The organism is Rheinheimera aquimaris (assembly GCF_020531985.1).
Lineage (GTDB): Bacteria > Pseudomonadota > Gammaproteobacteria > Enterobacterales > Alteromonadaceae > Alishewanella > Alishewanella aquimaris.
Genome location: NZ_JAJAVQ010000005.1, coordinates 92,844 through 112,388, shown reverse-complemented (window position 1 = coordinate 112,388; position 19,545 = coordinate 92,844). Strand labels below are relative to the sequence as shown.

The window sequence follows — 19,545 nt, the reverse complement described above, 5'->3', positions numbered from 1 at the left end:
ACAGGAGGCATAAGGATGTCTGATAACACTAAATACCGCACGCCGTTACGCAGCTGCTTGTTGCTTGGCAGCGTTTTACTGGCTGCCTGCAGCCAGTCACCGCAGCAGGGCAGTAGCGACGCACCGCTGCAGCCGCGCATTGAGCCAGAGAACTGGCCAATGCAGGCGTCGCCGATCGCGCGCTCTGCAGCAATAGAGCGCAAAGTCAGTGCTTTGCTAAGCCAAATGAGCACCGAGCAGAAAGTCGGTCAGATTATTCAGGCCGATATCGCTTCGGTCACGCCACAACAGGTACGGCAGTATTATCTGGGGTCAGTGCTAAACGGCGGTAACTCGGCGCCGGGGCGCGATAACAGAGTGGGCGCTGCGGCCTGGCTTGAACTGGCCGATGCCTTCTGGCAGGCCAGCACCGACACCAGCGATGGCCGGCCTTACATTCCGGTGTTCTGGGGCACTGATGCCGTGCACGGCCACAGCAACGTAAAAGGTGCGACGATATTTCCGCACAATATTGGCCTTGGCGCTATGCACGAACCGCAGTTACTGCAGGCTATTGGCCGGGCAACCGCGGTTGAAATGCAGGTAACCGGGCTGGACTGGACTTTTGCACCGACCATAGCGGTAGCGCGTGATGACCGCTGGGGCCGCACTTATGAGTCGTACAGCGAAGATCCGGCGCTGGTTGCCAGCTATGCACCTTATATTCTGCAGGGCATTCAGGGCATGGTTGGTGCAGAGGATTTTTTACGCGGCGAACATATGCTGGCGACGGTAAAGCATTTTCTTGGTGATGGCGGCACGGTGGCAGGTAAAGATCAGGGCGATAATATCAGCACTGAAGCCCAGCTGCGCGATATTCATGCCTTGCCGTATTACGCTGCCATTAAAGCCGGTGCCCGGGTGGTCATGGCGTCGTATAACAGCTGGCATGGCAGTAAAATGCATGGTTTTGCGCCTATGCTGACCGATGTGCTGGTAAAGCGCATGGGCTTTGATGGCTTTGTGGTCGGAGACTGGAACGGCCACGGCCAGGTTGCCGGCTGCACGCCAACCAATTGCGCCAATGCGCTGCTGGCTGGGCTGGATATGTATATGGCACCGGACAGTTGGCAAACGCTGTATGCCAATACGCTGGCGCAGGTAAGAGATGGCCGTATCAGTATGGCGCGGCTGGACGAGGCAGTAAGCCGCGTGCTGCGCATCAAAGCCGAGATGGGGCTGTTTGAGCAGGTCAGGCCATCACAGCGGCCGCTGGCCGGGCGTTATGAGCTGCTGGGTAATGCCAGCCACCGCGCCCTAGCGCGTGAAGCAGCACGAAAATCGTTAGTGTTGCTGAAAAACAATCAGCAACTGTTACCGCTGCGTGCCGGCGGCAGAGTGCTGGTAGCCGGTGACGGTGCCGATAATATCGGTAAGCAAAGTGGCGGCTGGACGTTAAGCTGGCAGGGCTCTGGCAACAGTAATCATGACTTCCCCAATGGCGAATCTATTTATGCCGGTATTCAGCATGCCGTGCAGGCCGGTGGCGGCAGCACGGAGCTAAGTGAAAACGGCCGTTTCAGCGTCAAACCCGATGTCGCCATAGTGGTGTTTGGTGAAGAACCTTATGCTGAGTTTATCGGCGATCGCAGCCATCTGGCGTTTGACGATAACCGGGCGCTGCAAATCCTTAAACAGCTAAAAGCGCAGGGTATTCCAACCGTTAGTGTGTTTTTATCTGGCCGGCCGCTGTGGGTCAACCCGGAACTGAACCAGTCGGATGCCTTTGTCGCCGCCTTTTTACCGGGCACCGAGGGTGGGGCAGTAGCCGATGTGTTGTTTCGTGCCGCAGACGGCAGCGTACGTTACGATTTTCATGGCCGGTTGTCGTTCTCCTGGCCTGACAACGCTAAAGGCGAGCCGCTTAATGTCGGCGACGCTAACTACAACCCGCTATTTGCTTACGGCTATGGCCTGAGTTACCGCGACAATACTGTGCTGGCAACTTTGCATGAAAATGCCGGCATCAGCGCTGCGGCGATGTTAAACAGCAGCCGTTATTTGTATGCCGGTAAAGCGGTAACACCTTGGCAGTTACAGCTGTCAGATGCTGGCACCATCACGGTGGTAGCGGATGCGCAGCAGCGCTCTGCAGCAGGTGCAGTAACGGCAATAGCAACTGACCGGCTGCAACAGGAAGATTCGGTCACACTGCGGTTTGACAAAGCTGCCACAGTGCGGTTGGGCCATGCTGATGGCATAGCGCTGGACTTAGCCCGCCAGTCAAACGGTGATATGGCGCTGGAGCTGGAGTACCAGGTGGTGTCGGTTGCTGCTGGCACTAAGGTTGAGCTGGGTATGCAGTGCGGCGATAACTGCGCCAGTATGCTGGATATCAGCAGTAACCTGCAGGCAATGCAGGGTAAAGGCTGGCACAGTACGAGAATAGCGCTGCGCTGCTTTAGCCAGGCCAACAGCAACTTTGATATCAGCCGGGTAACGCAACCTATGGTGCTGCGCAGTGATGGCGGCCTGGTACTGCAACTGGCCAATGTGCGGCTGGCACAAAATGAAGGGAATGCCACCTGCGGCAACTGATGTGTTTATTGTGAAGTGCTTGGTGTAGGGTGTGGCTGAAACAGCTTCACCCACACCAACACGCCGTAAACCCATCCCTGGGGGCTCGTTTCCGCCCGTCCAGGGCTCCAACGGTTGGCTTAGGGTAAAGCTGTTCCTGCTATCTGCAGTTCAGTGTCATTGTTCGAGCCTGTTACCAGTTAAACAGGGTGCCATCCTCCAACCGGTTTACCGGCAGATAAGCCCGCTTATACGGGTATTTGGCTGCCAGTTTCTCGTCAATATCGACACCATGGCCCGGGTTTTCACCGCAGTGTAAAAAGCCCTGCTCAAAATGGTAGTCGTGTGGAAATACTGCATCGGTTTCATCGGTGTGGCGCATATATTCCTGAATACCAAAGTTAGGCACCCAGGTATCAAAATGCAGTGCTGCACCCATGGTAACCGGCGATAAATCGGTGGCGCCATGAAAGCCGGTTTTAACATGGTACAGCTCAGCCAGTGCAGCAATGCGGCGCAGGTGCGTAATGCCGCCGGCATGTACCAACGTAGTGCGGATATAATCAATCAGTTGCTCGCTGATAAGCTGCTGACAATCATGAATTGACGAGAACACCTCACCCACCGCCAGAGGCGTGGTGGTGTGCTGGCGAATCAGCCGGAAACCCTCCTGTAGCTCCGCCGGTACGGTGTCTTCCAGCCAGAACAGCTTGTAAGGCTCCAGCTCTTTGCCAAGCCGCGCTGCTTCTATCGGCGTTAAACGGTGATGCACATCATGCAGCAGGTGCAGCTCATCACCAAATTGCTGGCGCAGCTCGGCAAACAACTTAGGCGTATGGTTAAGGTACTTGCTGGTTGACCACAGGTTTTCTGTTGGCAGGCTGGCATCGGCCGGTTCGTAAAATAATGTATCTTTAGACACGCCATAAGTTGACGCCAGCCCCGGTACGCCGGACTGGGCGCGGATGGCTTGATAGCCCAGCTCGCGGTATTTCGCCACGGCTTCTACCGTATGATCGATGTCGTTACCGTTGGCATGGCCATACACCAGCACTTTATCGCGGCTGCGCCCGCCCAGTAACTGATACAGCGGCATGCCGGCGGCTTTGGCTTTAATGTCCCACAGCGCCATGTCTACTGCGGCCAGCGCCGTCATATTCACCGGGCCGCGGCGCCAGTACACTCCACGGTAAAAATACTGCCAGATATCTTCAATCTGACTGGCATCCCGGCCAATCAGGCAAGGCAGCATGTGGTCGTTCAGCATGCTCACCACCGCCAGCTCACGGCCATTTAGTGTGGCATCGCCAATACCGTATAAGCCCTGATCGGTTTCGATTTTCAGCGTGACAAAATTACGGCCGGGGCTGCAAACAATCACCCGCGCAGCAATGATTTTCATAGTGGTTACCCTGTTAGATAAAAACTCAGGCTAACATGGCGTTATGGCAGGGCAATTGAGAAAGCCATTGCCAGTTTTACGTTTTTTTATTCGCTATTAGCCATTCTTAGGCAAAGGCTTGGCGCACTGATACAGCATGGTAGGCTGAAGCCATCGTATTGCCGGAGATACCCGATGACGAAAACACTATTACTGCTGGCGTTAAGTTGTAGCTTCTGTGCACAGGCCGCGATTACACTGCCGAAACTTATCAGTGACAACATGGTATTGCAGCGCGGCAGCGCCATTACGCTGTGGGGTTACGCAGATGATAGCGAAACAGTGACCGTACAGTTAAACGACACCGTGCTCGGCCAGGCGCGCGCTGAAAACGGCCGCTGGCAGCTTACGCTGCCATCACAAGCGCCGGGTTGTGGCCATAGCCTTACATTTGCTGCCTCAAATAGTATTACGCTGACCGACATTTGTTTTGGTGATGTCTGGCTGGCGTCGGGCCAGTCGAATATGGAGCTGCCAATGGCAAGGGTAGCTGAGGCTTATGCCGCTGATTTAGCCAGCGCCAACTATCCGCAGATCCGCCAGTTTACCGTGCCGCAGCGTTATAACTTTGATGCGCCGCAGCAAGATCTAAGCGGCGGGCAGTGGCTACCGGCTACTACCGAGCATATCGCCGGCTTTTCGGCGCTGGCATTTTATTTTGCTCGCGAGCTGTATCAGCACAATGGCGTGCCAATCGGCATTTTAAATAATGCCCTGGGCGGCTCGCCAGTTGAAGCCTGGCTTAGTGAAGAAGCGCTGCAGGCATTCCCCGATGCACTGGCGCAAGGGCTGAAGTTTCGCGATAAAGCGCTGATAGCGCAGAGTGAAGCGGCAGATAAAGCCAAAAACGCACAGTGGTATGGTGCTTTGGCCAAAGCCGATGCCGGCTTAACCGGTGCTACACCCTGGTATGCACCCGAGCTGGACGACAGCGACTGGCAAAGCTTCAGCGTACCGGGCTTTCGCGCAGAGCCTTTTACCGGCGTGTGGTGGCTGCGTAAAACTGTGCAGCTAACGGCGGCGCAAGCCGCAGCAGCCGATACCTTGCGGCTCGGTTCTATCATCGATGCCGATGAGGTGTATATCAACGGCGTTAAAGTCGGCCATACCACTTACCAGTACCCGCCGCGGCGTTATCAGCTGCCGCCAGCTGTGCTAAAAGCGGGCGCTAACCTGATTGCCGTGCGTATTACCGCAACCAGCGGTAAAACCGGCCTGATGCCGGATAAACCTTACTGGCTGGGCAACGATACGCAGCAAATAGCGCTTAGCGGCGACTGGAAAATGCGCATCGGTGGTAAAGCCGAAGTGTTACCGGGTGATACCTTTATCCGCTGGCAACCGCTGGGGCTATATAACGGCCTAACCGCGCCACTGACCACATTGCCGCTAAAAGGCGTGATCTGGTATCAGGGCGAGTCGAACGTTGGTCGTGAACAGCAGTATCTGCGCCGCTTTCGTGCCTTAATCCGCGACTGGCGCGCGAAGTGGCAACAGCCACAGCTGCCGTTTTTATATGTACAACTGGCCAATTATCTGCAGAAAAGCCCAGAGCCCACCGAAAGTGGTTGGGCTGCGCTGCGTGAAGCGCAGCGCCGGGTGCAGGATGAACCTAACACCGCTATGGTGGTGGCGATTGATGTAGGCGAGTGGAACGATATCCACCCGGTGGATAAAAAAACACTCGGTCAGCGCCTGGCATTAGCGGCGCGTGCAGTAGCACTGGGCGAAGATGTGCAATACCAGGGGCCGCAGTTGCAAAAGGTAAAAGCGCAGGGCGATAAGTTGCTGCTCAGCTTTGACCAGCAGCTGGTGCTTAAACCCGGCCAAAGCTTTGCCATTGCCGGCAGCGACGGCCAGTACCGCTGGGCACAGGTAAAGTTGCAGGGTAAACAATTGGTGCTGTCGCATGCTGATATCAAAGCGCCAGTGCAAGTGCGCTATGCCTGGGCCGATAACCCGGATGCCGTGCTGTATAACCAGGCAGGCCTACCGGCATCGCCTTTTGTTTATCCGGCAGAGTAATTAAGTTGTAGTGCGGCGAAGTATTCGCCGCGAAACCGCGTTTTGGTATCCCTTGTCAGGAACAGCCGCTAGCATAATTTCCACTTTGAGTTTTCTAATAGCAACTTGTGGGTGCAAAACCTGTATTTTGCAATGTCGTAATTTGCTACATGAAAAATATGTTTGATTTACATTTGGTTGACGCCATAGACTGAATTTAATTTTGTAACTTGCGGGATATTTTAAACGCAACTTGCGGGGATAGATCCTTTGAATAAGCTGTTAGCGGGTGCACATGTTTGATTCAGAAAGTCACGTTAAATCAGCAGTATTAGATCAAGAACATCTCGCTGATGTTCTTAGGAACAATGATGATTTCGATCAAAAAATAAGAGCACGAATAGTTGAGCTAGCCGAACAAGGACTGATTGAAATTTATACTTACCGAGGTGAGGATATTCATACTTTAACGAGGTTGGAAGCAATAGCTGTTCTACAGTGTCAAGATAACTGGTGTTGGGAGACTAAGGCTGGCACTAAATGCTTGTATTTTCTTGCACCGGTAATAAACCATTTAGGCCACGCAAAATATGGTACAAATTAAAACGCTAACAAGCAAAAGCAGGCGGACGTTTACAGCGCCGCTGTTTTGAGCGTTAGTAATCAAGGCGAAGACCGATGAACAACTCTATGCAATTAGGTTTTATGTCAGTTCTACTAGCGCTGGTTATGTACTTTGCGTTTCTCAGCTTCCAGAAAGATGATTTAGGCTTGGAGATATCTACAAGTACAGAATGCCCGGGCATGTGTTGTCTAACTCGTTGCGAGACTCATAAAATTGAAGTGGTTGACGCACAAAATGTGCGTTTTCAAAGTAGCCTGTTATCTACTGATGAGTTTGCCAAACACTTATTACAAGCTCACAACGATTGTGAAATCCAACGTATTAATGTTTTGGCGGCATCAGATATAAACCATGACATAGTACTAGATATTAGTAATAGAGTGCGGGAAGTTGTTCCAAACATTGTTATCGCATGGGATAAACTTGAGTACTAACAAGGCGCTATTGTCGCCACTATCGTGGCTGGGACGGTTTACGCTGAGCTTCAGGCTTCCCAAAGCTTTGCGTTATATGCACACGGAGAAATTGGATTGGTAGGCTACAACTGGATATGTTTAGTCTGTAATTCTGGAGTAGATAAGAAACTTGAGCATTGTCCTAAATGTGGTTATTTAGCTGGAGAAAATGGTCATGAAATAGATGCACGCAGGATGCTATTGAAACACGCTGAATGCGAACATCCTTTGGATTGCCCAGAATGCTCTAAACGAAAAATAGACATTAAGTTTAGTAAGCATCCGCAAAAATATTACTATGTTGGGATTAAGGGGCGTCTGGTCCTTTTCGAGATTTTGTATCTCTATATTTTCTGTAAAAGTTGCCAGTATCAACAAGAGATCGAGTTTGACGTGCCCATACTCCGGAGGATCTTTCGGTGGGTTACGAAACGAGATATAAAAAACGAGTCTTTAAAACGTATATAACGAAAAAGGCAGGCTACGCGTACCGTACGCTTGCTTTGAGCGTTATGCACCTACAGGGAGGTAGCATATGAAGTGCCCACATTGTTTCGAATCAGTTGGCGTATTCTCAAAAGAACTGAACAAATTTGGAAAATCTAAATTTTGCCCAAAATGCACCAAGCCCATCCAGTTATATGTAAGCCTCAAATGGGTGGCAATATTATTCGGTCCGGCTGTAGTCAGTGCTCTTTTGATCAAGCCGCTTTTTATAAATGCAGGCCTAAACGGTTCTTTAGCTACTGGTTTAATCTGCGGTTTAATGGTTCTGTTGTGTATGCGGCTTAAGGTACCAAAGGTTAAAGAAAATGTATAACAAGTTGCTTAGTTTCGTTTTGGTCACAAAAAACGTTGCCTATGCTGCGCTGCGGCAGCCAATTAGCAAAGCGTTATAATTACACGGAAAAGTTTGAATTATGATTAAAACAATAACAGTCACTAAGACTGATTATCTTAACTTCACTAATTACGCGTTTAAGCGCTTGTGTACACCACAACCTAAGGGTGGTGTCGGCTTTATCAAAAACATGATTATTTGGTGCGTTTTAACGATCGCGTTTATGTTCGTATTTCAGATTGATTCAATATCATTGTCTAGCTTTCATTGGCCGTCAGCGGCAATAGCTGCACTCCCTTTTGTTGTGTTTATTGTCGCTTACTCTATCAATATGCGTAAACTCCGTCAGTCGAGTATTCCCCATGAAAATGGCTTAATGCTTGGAGAAAAAACCATAGAGTTTGCTACTGCCGGAATCACAGAAATAAATCCACTTGGAAGGTGTTTTTATAAATGGGAAAGTGTTGAATCAGTGGAAGATAATAGCGGTGATCTTTATATTTTTTTAGATAAGCTTCTTGCGTTAATCATCCCTGCTTCTTCTTTCTCCTCTGATATAGAAAAAGCAGAGCTCCAATCAATACTTAAAAAGTATGTATAACAAGGCAATGTTGCTGCCGCTGTCTTGGCTGGGGCGGTGTATGCTGAGCTCCAGTCGCTCAAAGCTTCGCGTTACATGATCAGAAAAATACGGAGTAGCTTCACGGATGGAAAAAAAGCGAAATATACATTGGCCGAGCGTTTTTTGGTTTAGTGTAGCAACTATCACAATTGTTGCTTTTGCGTATGAGCAGAAGGCGTCGTTGTTACTTCAGGCGTTGGGGTTTATTTGTTTGGGATATTCAAGTATTCGACTTATGCCCGGCGACTTCTTTACCCGAAAACTATCACTCTCAAAAATCATACAGCCTAAAACAGAGTATCGCCAATCTGATGTTTTAATTCAGAATTTGGGTTTTATATTTGTGTTAATAAGCTTGGTTTTTAGTTATGCCATCAATATTTAACCATCGCGGCCACAATTGTGCCCTTTTGCCGCTGATTTTGAAAAGCGTTGCTCGCCTTTGCGCGTAACAGGGTGACTTTGCAGAATGAAATTACCAACTAAGAATGACCTCATCACTGGCTGCGTGTTTCTGATAACGGGTGTGTCGATATTGGCTTTTTTACCTAAGCTGTCAAATGTTGGCTGGTATGCGATATTTCTTGGCATAACCGTGTACGGTTTTCCGGGGCCCCAGCTTAGAGAGCGTTATAAACAAACGGAACAAACAAAAGAGCGCTGGCGGTTAAGTGCTAAAACTGCTGCGTCAAAACGCTTAAGCTGGTGGGCATCGCCGTTTCCCTGGATTTTGTTTATCTGCTTAGTGATGCTGGCTATTGCCATCTTCACCTGAGATGCAGAGTGTTTTTAGTAATAAGTTGCCATCGCCATCAGCACGGTTTTGCAGGCATGCAATAAATGCTGCTTATTACTCATAACCACAATACAGTGATGCAGAGGAGTACTGGCTATGTTGGCAAGTAAACGACAGTAGTTGGTATTGAAAATAGAGGGGTACGATAATAATGCACCCAGACAAAGTAATACGTGAAAAGGTGACTAAGCTAACCGACTTGCCAAATATTGGTAAGGCGAGTGCGGCAGATTTGGTATTACTGGGTATTGAAAAGCCTGCCGACTTGCTGGGGCAAGACCCGTACGACATGTATTACCGGTTATGCGATATTACTGGCCAGCGGCATGACCCTTGTGTCAATGATGTATTTATTTCGATAACCCGCTTTATCAATGGTGACGACCCCAAACCGTGGTGGCACTACACGGCACAGCGTAAACGTGCGCATAGTGCACAGTGATAATCAAAAGACAGGGATAGTTTTCTGCTAGCCCTGCATGGTTATTAAGGCATTAAATCATTTTACCTGCGTTTCTCTTACCGGCACTCTGACATTACACACTTCAATATACCCTGCCGGGTGTAAGTACCAGTCTCCGCCGCGGTTGCGCTGTGCTTCTACAACACCTTTAAAGGTTGCTGTATCGGTGCGTAGTACTTGCAGTGCTGTGCGCTTTTCTGGCGGCAGATCTGTAGCCAGGGTGATGTCTTTAATATAAGTGTATTGATCGGCGGAGGTGTAAAACCCCATATCGCCCTGGCCTCTGGGTAGGGTGGATAATAACGCCATGCCCTGGCGCACTGTGCCAACCAGCGTGATATTGCGATCCAGGTGCCGTGGTGCATGGCCTGTCACCACATACATAGAGGTGCCGGAGCCGCTGTCTGCTTCGTTGTCGCGGCCGATGCCGACGGCGCCGTAGCAATGGGTTAACCAGCCGCTATTGTTACTGGGGTCCATTGCCATGGCAAAACCATTAACATGGCCGGTTTTTGGCGCATAGCCATCAAAGTCGGCTAAAGCGGTGAAGGCAAAGTTAGCTGGCAGCTTAACAGTAAATTCTGCCGCTATACTGCGTTTGGCCTGCTTTAACGGTTTTGGCGTCGCACCGTCGGGTTCATTCCATTGTACGACGTAGTTATCCTGCACGCGCACTATAGGTATGTTCTGATAAAAGCCTTCGCGCACCAGCGCCTTAATATTGCTGATATGTTTAGGTGCAAAGTCGCTGGCTAATTCGATAATCACCCTGCCTGCAGGCAGCTCCAGATATAAGGTGTTTTCGGCATCAAGCTCGCGCCAATCGCTGGAGCTGCTTTGTGCCAGCCAGTCGGATACCGTTACTTTTGGGGTTGCTGTGTCGCTGGCGACTGCACTGCTACTGGCCAGTATAGCGGCGGTCAGTAAAGAAAAGAGCGGCTGTTTTTTCCGCATCGGCTTGTTCCTGTTAGTGTTTTTTAAATAAGCTAACAGACAACTTTCTCTGTCGCTACTACAGCATCCCGCCGCTCTTGCTATTATCGTTACAGATAACTAAAATTCACCTTAAATTAACACTTTATCAAGGATGAATAATGGCACTTGAAATCTGTATTACCACCGATCCGATATCAAAAAAATGGATCCCATGCCCAACTGGCAGCACATTGGATAATCAATCTTTTGGCGAGCAGGCAATGTTACCGGCCGGTACACCCTACTTAACAAAATCGGACAAGGTCTCTGGAAATGATTCAGAGACGTTACGGTTATTTGAAATGCTAAAACAGGTTCCGCCAGCTGAGCGTAAAGATATCGCGCGTTTGAACAAAGACTTTGGTGCCGAGGTCGTTGACGCTTTGGCAGAGTTTTATCAGCTGCAATTATCGCCCGCTATACAGTCAGTGAACAACTTTACTCAAAATACCGCTATACCTTACCTGAAAAGAGAAATGACTGGCTACGCTGGGGCCGCTGCAACCGCAGTGGAGTCAAGGCTAAAAGGTTTTTCAGGCTATGTCGCAAAATACCAGTTGGCTTTAGAGCAATACCGTGCGGCCTACGCCAGTAAAGCCAATGCGGTAGAACGTCGTGCCCTGGCAGAAAAAGTCAGTACTGCTCAGGCAGATGTTAACAAACACTTTCAGGGTGAAATTAAACGAATTATGGCGACTAATGCCGCTAAAACAGGAAGTCGTGGTACCGTCTGGACAAATCCAGAACGGGCAATGGGGTTGGCGCGTGGTAGTAAAACCGATACAGCAATCAAACTGCAAAGTAGTCACAATTTCAAAAGAGTGCAGCAGTTTCAACGCAGTAGCAATTTACTTGGTAAAGGTGTTATTGCATTGGATGCAGGGTTGCGTATTAGTAATGTTCACAATACCTACCAGACAGGGGGAGACTGGCAGAGAGAGTTATCCAGGGAGATGGCTGGTTTTGGTTTTGGGGTGGCTGTTGGCGCTTATTTAGGCGCAGCCGCAACGACCGCTTTAACGCTGGCGCTTGTTGCCACGCCTGCAGGCTGGGTTGTGGCAATTATAGGTGGGTTGGCGGTGGGTTTACTAAGCGGAAAAATGGCGGATAAGATAGGTAAAGACCTTGCGGATACGTTGTACAATCTTAATATTCGCTTTTAGAGATTATTGAATTGGAAATCAAGGATACACTGGGCATTCTCACTGCAGTTCTAATTCTCAACTGGGGTGTTGCAACCCTATTGTTTGGCAGAATTTCACTTAGATATTTAGATAGGAATCTAGAAAAGCGAGGGATCACCCTTCCCGTTTGGGACGGTATTGGAATACGTTTAAATCTGTATTCATTTGCGTTGATTTCAAGCTGGTTTGCAAAGTCTACCTTAGTACCAGGCGATGTTATCAGGCAAGTTGCCAGGCCCAAAGATGGGTATTTGGCGCTGTTTTATAATATTTCTGCCTGGCTTTGCTTTATTTCAGCTATTACCTTCTATTTTGTTTAGAACCATTTAAATTGGTTCATAACTTGGCTACTGCTGGGATGTAAAACAAGCAGGATCAATGAGGTTAGGGATGACTGATATTATTATCAATGACGATAAATCACTGCTTGATGTGATTAAGATCCATGATTTTCTGACCCAGCATAGTACCTGGGCTAAAGGCATTAACCTGGCTACCGTCGCAACGTCGATTGAACACTCGATATGCTTTGGCGCGTACTTAAACGACGAGCAGGTAGGTTTTTGCCGGGTCATTACCGATCAGGCGACCTTTGCCAATTTAGTTGATGTGATTGTCTGGCCAGAGCATCGCGGCAAGGGTATTTCCGGGTTACTAATGGCGGCTGTGTTGCAGCACCCCAGTGTGCAGCAGGTCAGGCGTTTTACGCTGGCCACGTCGAATGCGCATGGCTTGTATCAGAAGTTTGGCTTTACCGCATTAAGCAGGCCCGATAGCTTTATGGAGATTTATAAGCCCGACATCTATAGTCAGACAGGTTAAAGGGAGAACTACCATGCATACTGTGCTACGAATTTGCTGTGTATTGCTGCTTTGTATATCTGAAGTGTACGCCGCTGAAACACTGACGCTGGCACCGGGGCAGGCATCGCCAAAAGCTAACATCGAACAGTTAAGCTGGCTGGCAGGGCATTGGCGTGGTGAAGCACTGGGTGGTGTGGTTGAAGAGCATTGGGCACCGCCGTTTGCCGGCACTATGGTCGGTACTTTTAAACTCAGCAGCAATGGCAAAGTAAAGTTTTATGAAATTGAGATTATCCGCGAAGTGGCCGACAGCTTAGTGTTGCAGCTAAAGCACTTTAACCATGACTTAAAAGGCTGGGAAGAGAAAGATAAAACCGTGGATTTTCCGCTGGTAAAGATAGAAGACAATACTGCCTATTTTGACGGTTTTACCATTCGCAAAATCTCTGAGGATGAGATGCATATGTTTGTGGTGTTTGAGCGTGAGCCGCAGCTAAAAGAAGCGGTGTTTAAATATAACAGAGTAAAACCATAACAACGGCAGCGGTATCAATCCCAGACAATCTCATCTGCGGCTATAGATGACACTATCTTCACCTGATTTGCCGCGACAGACAGGGACATATCGCTGATTAAATCCTGAAAACCAGTGTGTGCTGCCAGCTTCTCGACACCAATCCAGGCATTTCGCTGCGACTTTTTCGCCGCATACAAACAAATATCAGCTACATCAATCACCTGGTTCCAGCTGAGTATCGGGCTTTCGCCCTGGGTATCCGGGAAACAGGCAAAGCCGATTGAACAGGTCATGTTGATGCTGCTGCCGTCGGCAATATCAAAGTTATGTTGCTCCACAGTGCGGCGCAAGCGCTCGGCATAGGCCGGTGCGTTGGCGCGGTTCATATGGCGCATCACCACCAGAAATTCTTCTCCGCCCCAGCGAATGGTGTAGTCACTGCTGCGAAACACTTGTTTCATCAGGTCACTAAACTGGATAAGGATAAGATCACCGGCAGTATGGCCGTAAGTGTCATTGACCTGTTTAAAGTTATCCAGATCCAGCAGCAGAAAGACAAAGTCCTGTTCGTTGGCATCGGCTGGTGTATTGGCTAAATCTTCAGGCAGTTTTTGCATTAAAAACCGCCGGTTATGCAGCTTGGTCAGCTGGTCGGTTAAACTTTGTGTTTCCATGACCGTATAGGCGCGTTCCAGCTCGATATGTTTGGCGGCCAGCTCGCGGGTGCGATCTTTGACTAACTGGCTGAGTTGCTTATTCAGCCTGGTTTGCAGGCGTCGGCGGTAGATCATAAACAACACACACAGCAGCAGTGTGATTAGGGCAGCGAAGATATAACGCTGGAACTCGGCCTGGGCGGAAACCTGATCACGTAATGTCAGCTCGTTTTGGTACTGAATAGCCTGAACTTTTTGCTCGTTTGCCATAGCTTCAATTTTGCGATCTTTTTGCAGCGATTCATTTCTGGCACGTAAGGCGGCCATTTTCTTGTCGCTTTCGTTGTTAAATACCTCGTTATTCAGTTCGCTGTAGCGCTTATGCGCAGACAGCGCTTCGGCATACCGGCCGTCTTGCTGATAAATATCCGCCAGCTGTTTATACAGCTTGCTAAGGTTAGATTTATTCTCAAGTTCAGCAGCAATGGTAATTGCCTGTTCGATATACAACAAGGCGTTAGCAATGTCGCCCTGCGCCAGATAGGCTTTGGCCAGGTTTTGCCGCGGTTTCACCGCTGTGGTTTTATCACCGCTGCTGTCGGCAAGGGTTAACGCCTGGATTGATAACTGAATAGCTTTGGCAAAATCGGCTTTAACCAAGTAATACTCGGCGGAGCTGTTCAGGCCCTGGGCAATTAAGTTTTTGTCATTCAGTTGCCGCGCTATCGCCATACCACGCGATAAATTAGCCTGAGCCGGTTCGTAGTCGCCAAGGTCTTGCTGTATAGCCGCAATATTGATCAGTGCCAGCGCTTCGCTCTGCACGTCTTTTAATTCAACAGCCAGGTCTAGTGATTCAATATAAATATCCAGCGCTTGCCTGATTTTACCCAGCCGGTTATAGGTTACACCGATATTGTTCAGTAATGCCTGCTGTGCGCCTTTGTTTTTCAGCGACTTTTGTATTTCCAGCGCCGTCAGCATAACGTCAAGTGATTCCTCAAATCTGGATTGATTGGCGTAAACAATGCCAAGAATATTCAGCACCTTACCGGCAAGAAGCTGATTATTGGCCTGTTCGACTTTTGGCTGAATGCTTTTGAGTAGCTCAATGGCGTCTGCGTGCTTGCCCATAAAATAATAAATAATGGCAATTTCGTATTCTACTTGTACCGCGGCATCTGGCAGGTCGTGTTGCCGAGCAAGTGCGGCGGCACGCTGAAAGTAGTCCAGGGCGCCGTCATAATCTGACTGGATCCTGGCTATCACACCTTGGGTCTTCAGCGATTGAATGTGCCGGTTGCGCTCTGCCAGTAGCTGCGCACCAGCAGCAAGCTTTTCGGCGTTCGCTTTGGCTTCATCTAACAAACCCTGCCCAACCTGTAAGGTTGCCATTTGCTGCAGTGCTTCAAGGTAATCCTGGCCTGTGGCCCCGGTGGATTCAAATAAGCTAATCAGCGTGTCGGCATGCTGTAGCGCATACGGCGGGTCTGACTTAAAGTTTTCTGTTACCAGCTGCTGCAGAATGCTGATTTGCCGCTGTGGCGTCGCACCGTTCAACTCTGTTTCAAGGCTTTGCCGCGTATCTGCCGTGTTGCCGTAGGCCGCTAATGACCAACATAAAATAAGCAAAGTGATAAGGCGCATAAACTACTCCATTATTACGGCGCGACCAAACACGGCTGTCGGCAAACCGACTATGCTATTCGTTTGTGCAGCAATTTAGAAGCACAAAACATCACACTGCAGTATTCATGTTCGCTTAGGATTAAGTAGGCGAAGGGTATACTGCCAAGGGTGTCAGTGCTCAGTGGCTATAGCCAAAGCGCCTTTTACCGTCTGCGCCGTCAGCCACTCTGTAACAGAGCGTGGCTGCTGTAGCGACAAGCGCTGCAGACAGGCCAGTTGCGCAGGGGACTTGCTGCTTACCAGGCCCCGCCACAGTAACGCCGCCATTGCCGGGTATGAACCTGCTTTGGCTTTGAGAAGACTAAGCGCGCCCAGCAATTGCTGTTCGACGTCAGTGAAGTCGGTACCAAACGGAAATTGTACCAGGGTACCGTCAGCGACAACGGGTGCCAGCCAGTTTCGCAGATTTTGCGGCGTATTGTTGCGATGCGGCGCCGGTACGCTGGCCGCTTTGGGCAGCTTACCTGCTGCTTTGGCCTTTGCCAGTAAATCGGCCTGAAACCGGCTGTCGGCAATAGAAATCATTGCCATGATACACTCCGCATCAGAGCGACCGCGTAGATCGGCAATACCGTATTCGGTGACGATAATGTCGCGGTAATGCCGTGGAATGGTTTCATGCGGATGCTGCCACACAATGTTGGACACCACTTTGCCTTTACTTTCCCGTGTTGCTTGCAATGTAATTAGCGCCCGCGCCCCTTGCAGCGCAAATGCCTGCTCAATAAAGTTAAACTGGCCGCCGACACCACTGACAATCTGGCCTTGGTCGGTAATATCTGAAATAACACCACCCAGCACAGTGGCTTTCATTGCTGCATTCACAAAGCGTGCGTTTTGGCGCGCTGCGCGTTTGGGCAGTTCGTCACCGTACAGCTGATTGGTAAAGGACACCGGCATCATTTGGATTAGCCTGCGCTCGTGCTCGGGCATGTCGCGTAGCTCACGGTAGAAATCGTGACAGTCTACAAAGAAACCGGCATGAACCAGTGCACCCTCTACTTCACGCCGGATCACGCCCGCTTTTATCAATCGTAAAAAGCCCTGCACCAGAATTTCGGTTACGCCATACAGTCCGCGGGTGAAACTGCTGTGTTGCGCAGCGGCATGGCCGGGGAAGGGGGCTTTTGCCATAACGGCCCTGAGGGTATCTGGTTGTTGGTGTCGCAGGATCAGCGACGACGCAACGGCATCACCAAGTGAACCTATACCGATTTGCAAGGTGCCGCCATCCGGCACCAGCCCTGCGACATGCAGGCCTATAGCGTGATCGGCCAGTTCAACCGGGCGCTTGGGTACAGAAAATAGCTCAAACTGGCTGGCAGGATCATCCAGCACGCAGTCGAGCTCATCAGGGTTAAGCTCAGCTGCTCCGGGCATAAAGGGCAGCTGCGCGTTAATTTCACTGGCGAGAATAAAGCTCTGTTCGCCACGGGCACGTGCCCGCAGCAGGTCGACAGTGATGTCGGTATTACCGGACAAACTGAACCTGTCTTTGTCACGCGCCAGCAACTGCAGAATGACGTTGGGTTTTAGTGCCAGCAAGGTATCTAAGGCATGGGTGTAGTTAACCGGTATATAGCCTTGTTGGGCGCTTTGGTTACCCAGCCAGCTGCCTGCCTGAAAAAAGAATTCCTGCACACGGATATTCGCTGGCAGGTTGCCGTCGGCTAAACGCGTGGCGTAATCCAGTGCGGTATAAGCACCGAACAGGCGCGTTATGGCCGGGCCGAGAAAACGGGCCTGCAAGTCGCTTGCCGGGCGCGGGTGTTGTAAGGTTAGCGCGGTAAACAGATGCAGTCTGATAGACGGGTCGGCAACAGCCAGGTCGGTTAACGCATTAACGATGGTATTGGCTTTGCCCAGCCCTAGCGGCAGTGCCAGCCGGATATCCCCGCCGGTCTTGTCGACAATGCGCTGGGCAATAGTTTTAGCGTTAGACAGAATAAGCAGCTCAGCCAGCATATAAAGGCATTCTCCAGTTAACACAGTACAGATAAACCATAGCTAATGTAGTAACAAAACAAGCTTAACTTAGCCTGAGTAAAGTAAGGTGATGGCTATAAAACGGCCAGAGGCGGCTTTTCATTCTATATTTAGTGTCAGTTCAGTAAGATGCCGCATAATGGCTGGCGAAGATAGTGGCGATTTACAGCGCAGCGAATAACAGGCATCGGTGAAGCGAGGATTAATGGCTCAGGGTACACGCGGTTTTATCGGCTGGATCTGGTTTGTATGTTGGCGCGGTATGCTGGCATTACTGCTGCTTGTACTGTTGCTGTTATTGCTGCTGCGGTTCGTTGCGCCGCCTACGTCAGCCTTTATGCTGCAAAGCCCGTATCCGGTCAGTCAGCGTTGGGTGGATATCAATACGCTGCCATCGCATGTACCGCTGGCGTTGGTCGCTTCTGAGGATCAGCGCTTTCCGCAGCATTTTGGCGTTGATATGACAGAAATAAAAAAAGCGTTGGAGCAGTTTGACGACGGTGACGGCTTGCGCGGTGCCAGTACTATCAGCCAGCAAACGGCGAAAAACCTGTTGCTGTGGCCCCGCCGCAGTATGTTGCGCAAGGGGCTGGAGGCCACCCTGGCGCTGGGGCTGGAGTTGGTATGGGGTAAAAAACGTATTCTGGAAGTGTATTTAAATATCGCCGAATTTGGCAAAGGATTGTACGGCGTAGAAGCGGCCAGCCAGTATTACTATGGCAAGCCCGCCAGTAAACTCAGCCGCAATGAAGCTGCGCGGCTGGCGGTATTATTACCCAGCCCGCGTAAACGCGATCCACGCCGGTTAACACCTTACCTGCAACAACGTGTGAGCTGGGTTGAACAGCAAATGCGCCAGCTGGGCAATGGCTACCTGACACCGGTTCTGCAATAGCGCATAGCGAAAAGTATCAACGTTAATCTGCCGGGCTTGCTGAAACAGACTTAATCACTACACTTTTTATTTAAATAAAAGGATGCTAAATAGTGATTAAAAAGTTAACTTTAGCTTTGCTTGTCGGCTGTACTTTATGTTGTTGTCCTGGCTATGCGGCGCCTGCTAAGCCTGATCTTTTGCTGGCAGAGGTGTACCGCGATAATATCGATGTGCAGCAATACTGGGTTAGCGAAAAGCTAGATGGCGTACGTGCGTTCTGGGATGGCAAGCAGCTTATTTCGCGTGGCGGCCAGCTTATTGCTGCACCGGCATGGTTTGTTACTGCATTGCCAGCGCAAAAACTCGATGGTGAGTTGTGGCTGGGCCGCAATAAGTTTGCAGAAACCTTGAGTATTGTCAGTAAGGCCACGCCGGTTGACAGTGAATGGCGGCAGATAAGCTATTACATTTTCGAACTGCCGGATGCACCGGGCAGTTTTAGCGAGCGTATAACACTGATGCAGCAGTTGGTGCTGCAGCAAAACAGCCCTTATTTAAAGCTGGTGCCGCAGTTCAGGCTCGCTAGTAAGAAACAGCTGCAGGCAAAACTGCATGAACTGGAACAAGTTGGTGCCGAAGGCTTGATGTTGCATCATCAGGACGCCGCTTATACTACCGGCAGAAGCAATGCATTGCTGAAACTGAAAACCTATCAGGATACCGAAGCTGAAGTCATTGGCTACCGGCCCGGCAAAGGTAAGTATCAGGGCATGGTGGGGGCTTTAGTGGTAAAAATGCCGGATGGCAAAACGTTCGCCATCGGCAGCGGCTTAACCGATGCACTACGGCAAACTCCGCCGGAAATTGGCAGCATCATTACCTATCGCTATAACGGTTATACCCGCTCAGGCCTATCACGTTTTGCCCGGTTTTTAAGGGTGCATCAGACGTTTTAGCGGCTTGCAAATACCGGTCTGTTTTGCCAGAATGCGCGCGTTTTAACCCTTCTGGAAGTGAGGACGACCTCACCGCTCCATTTCATCCGGGGACGGCC

16 protein-coding genes are annotated in these 19,545 nt (G+C 50.1%); 12 read left to right on the top strand and 4 right to left on the bottom strand.

Annotated features, from left to right (window positions below):
- Positions 1-15: 15 nt before the first annotated feature.
- Positions 16-2,577: a glycoside hydrolase family 3 protein gene (locus LHL18_RS16235; protein ID WP_226767849.1), complete on the top strand. Its 2,562-nt coding sequence runs from the start codon at positions 16-18 to the stop codon at positions 2,575-2,577.
- A 172-nt stretch (positions 2,578-2,749) separates the two neighbouring features.
- Here LHL18_RS16235 and manD read toward each other — a convergent pair whose 3' ends face one another.
- Complete coding sequence (gene manD, locus LHL18_RS16230; protein WP_226767848.1) at positions 2,750-3,958, bottom strand: D-mannonate dehydratase ManD; 1,209 nt, start codon at positions 3,956-3,958, stop codon at positions 2,750-2,752.
- A 174-nt stretch (positions 3,959-4,132) separates the two neighbouring features.
- On the opposite strand from manD, the gene LHL18_RS16225 reads away from it, so the two are divergent.
- From LHL18_RS16225 to LHL18_RS16205, 5 genes are all read left to right on the top strand, one after another.
- Complete coding sequence (locus tag LHL18_RS16225; RefSeq protein ID WP_226767847.1) at positions 4,133-6,022, top strand: sialate O-acetylesterase; 1,890 nt, start codon at positions 4,133-4,135, stop codon at positions 6,020-6,022.
- A gap of 657 nt (positions 6,023-6,679) precedes the next feature.
- Positions 6,680-7,060, top strand: coding sequence for a hypothetical protein (locus LHL18_RS16220; protein WP_226767846.1), 381 nt, complete (start codon positions 6,680-6,682; stop codon positions 7,058-7,060).
- Positions 7,061-8,001: 941 nt separating this feature from the next.
- Positions 8,002-8,523 carry a YcxB family protein gene (locus LHL18_RS16215; RefSeq protein WP_226767845.1) on the top strand — a complete coding sequence of 174 codons (522 nt, stop codon included), beginning with the start codon at positions 8,002-8,004 and terminating at the stop codon, positions 8,521-8,523.
- Positions 8,524-9,013: 490 nt separating this feature from the next.
- On the top strand, positions 9,014-9,319 hold the full coding sequence (locus LHL18_RS16210) for a hypothetical protein (protein WP_226767844.1): 306 nt from the start codon (positions 9,014-9,016) through the stop codon (positions 9,317-9,319).
- A gap of 172 nt (positions 9,320-9,491) precedes the next feature.
- On the top strand, positions 9,492-9,782 hold the full coding sequence (locus LHL18_RS16205) for a helix-hairpin-helix domain-containing protein (RefSeq protein WP_226767843.1): 291 nt from the start codon (positions 9,492-9,494) through the stop codon (positions 9,780-9,782).
- A 57-nt stretch (positions 9,783-9,839) separates the two neighbouring features.
- Here the strand turns inward: LHL18_RS16205 and LHL18_RS16200 are convergent, their stop codons facing one another.
- Positions 9,840-10,757, bottom strand: a complete 918-nt coding sequence (locus LHL18_RS16200; protein ID WP_226767842.1) for a peptidylprolyl isomerase — start codon at positions 10,755-10,757, stop codon at positions 9,840-9,842.
- A 140-nt stretch (positions 10,758-10,897) separates the two neighbouring features.
- On the opposite strand from LHL18_RS16200, the gene LHL18_RS16195 reads away from it, so the two are divergent.
- From LHL18_RS16195 to LHL18_RS16180, 4 genes are all read left to right on the top strand, one after another.
- Entirely contained in the window at positions 10,898-11,941 is a 1,044-nt protein-coding gene (locus tag LHL18_RS16195) for a hypothetical protein (RefSeq protein WP_226767841.1), read from the top strand.
- 11 nt (positions 11,942-11,952) lie between these two features.
- The gene (locus LHL18_RS16190; RefSeq protein ID WP_226767840.1) at positions 11,953-12,282 is read left to right on the top strand and encodes a hypothetical protein; all 330 of its coding nucleotides are present in this window, start codon (positions 11,953-11,955) and stop codon (positions 12,280-12,282) included.
- 70 nt (positions 12,283-12,352) lie between these two features.
- Positions 12,353-12,784, top strand: coding sequence for a GNAT family N-acetyltransferase (locus LHL18_RS16185; protein WP_226767839.1), 432 nt, complete (start codon positions 12,353-12,355; stop codon positions 12,782-12,784).
- Between the two features lie 13 nt (positions 12,785-12,797).
- Entirely contained in the window at positions 12,798-13,301 is a 504-nt protein-coding gene (locus LHL18_RS16180; RefSeq protein WP_226767838.1) for a DUF6265 family protein, read from the top strand.
- A 14-nt stretch (positions 13,302-13,315) separates the two neighbouring features.
- On the opposite strand, the gene LHL18_RS16175 is transcribed toward LHL18_RS16180, so the two are convergent.
- A complete protein-coding gene (locus LHL18_RS16175; protein WP_226767837.1) occupies positions 13,316-15,586 on the bottom strand; it encodes a GGDEF domain-containing protein in 2,271 nt (756 codons plus the stop codon).
- A gap of 153 nt (positions 15,587-15,739) precedes the next feature.
- Positions 15,740-17,593: an acetyl-CoA hydrolase/transferase C-terminal domain-containing protein gene (locus LHL18_RS16170; protein WP_226767836.1), complete on the bottom strand. Its 1,854-nt coding sequence runs from the start codon at positions 17,591-17,593 to the stop codon at positions 15,740-15,742.
- A gap of 226 nt (positions 17,594-17,819) precedes the next feature.
- Between LHL18_RS16170 and mtgA the strand changes: the two genes are divergently transcribed.
- Together mtgA and LHL18_RS16160 are read left to right on the top strand one after the other, a co-directional pair.
- Positions 17,820-18,509: a monofunctional biosynthetic peptidoglycan transglycosylase gene (gene mtgA / locus LHL18_RS16165; protein WP_226767835.1), complete on the top strand. Its 690-nt coding sequence runs from the start codon at positions 17,820-17,822 to the stop codon at positions 18,507-18,509.
- 92 nt (positions 18,510-18,601) lie between these two features.
- Positions 18,602-19,447, top strand: coding sequence for a DNA ligase (locus LHL18_RS16160; RefSeq protein WP_226767834.1), 846 nt, complete (start codon positions 18,602-18,604; stop codon positions 19,445-19,447).
- Positions 19,448-19,545: the final 98 nt, after the last annotated feature.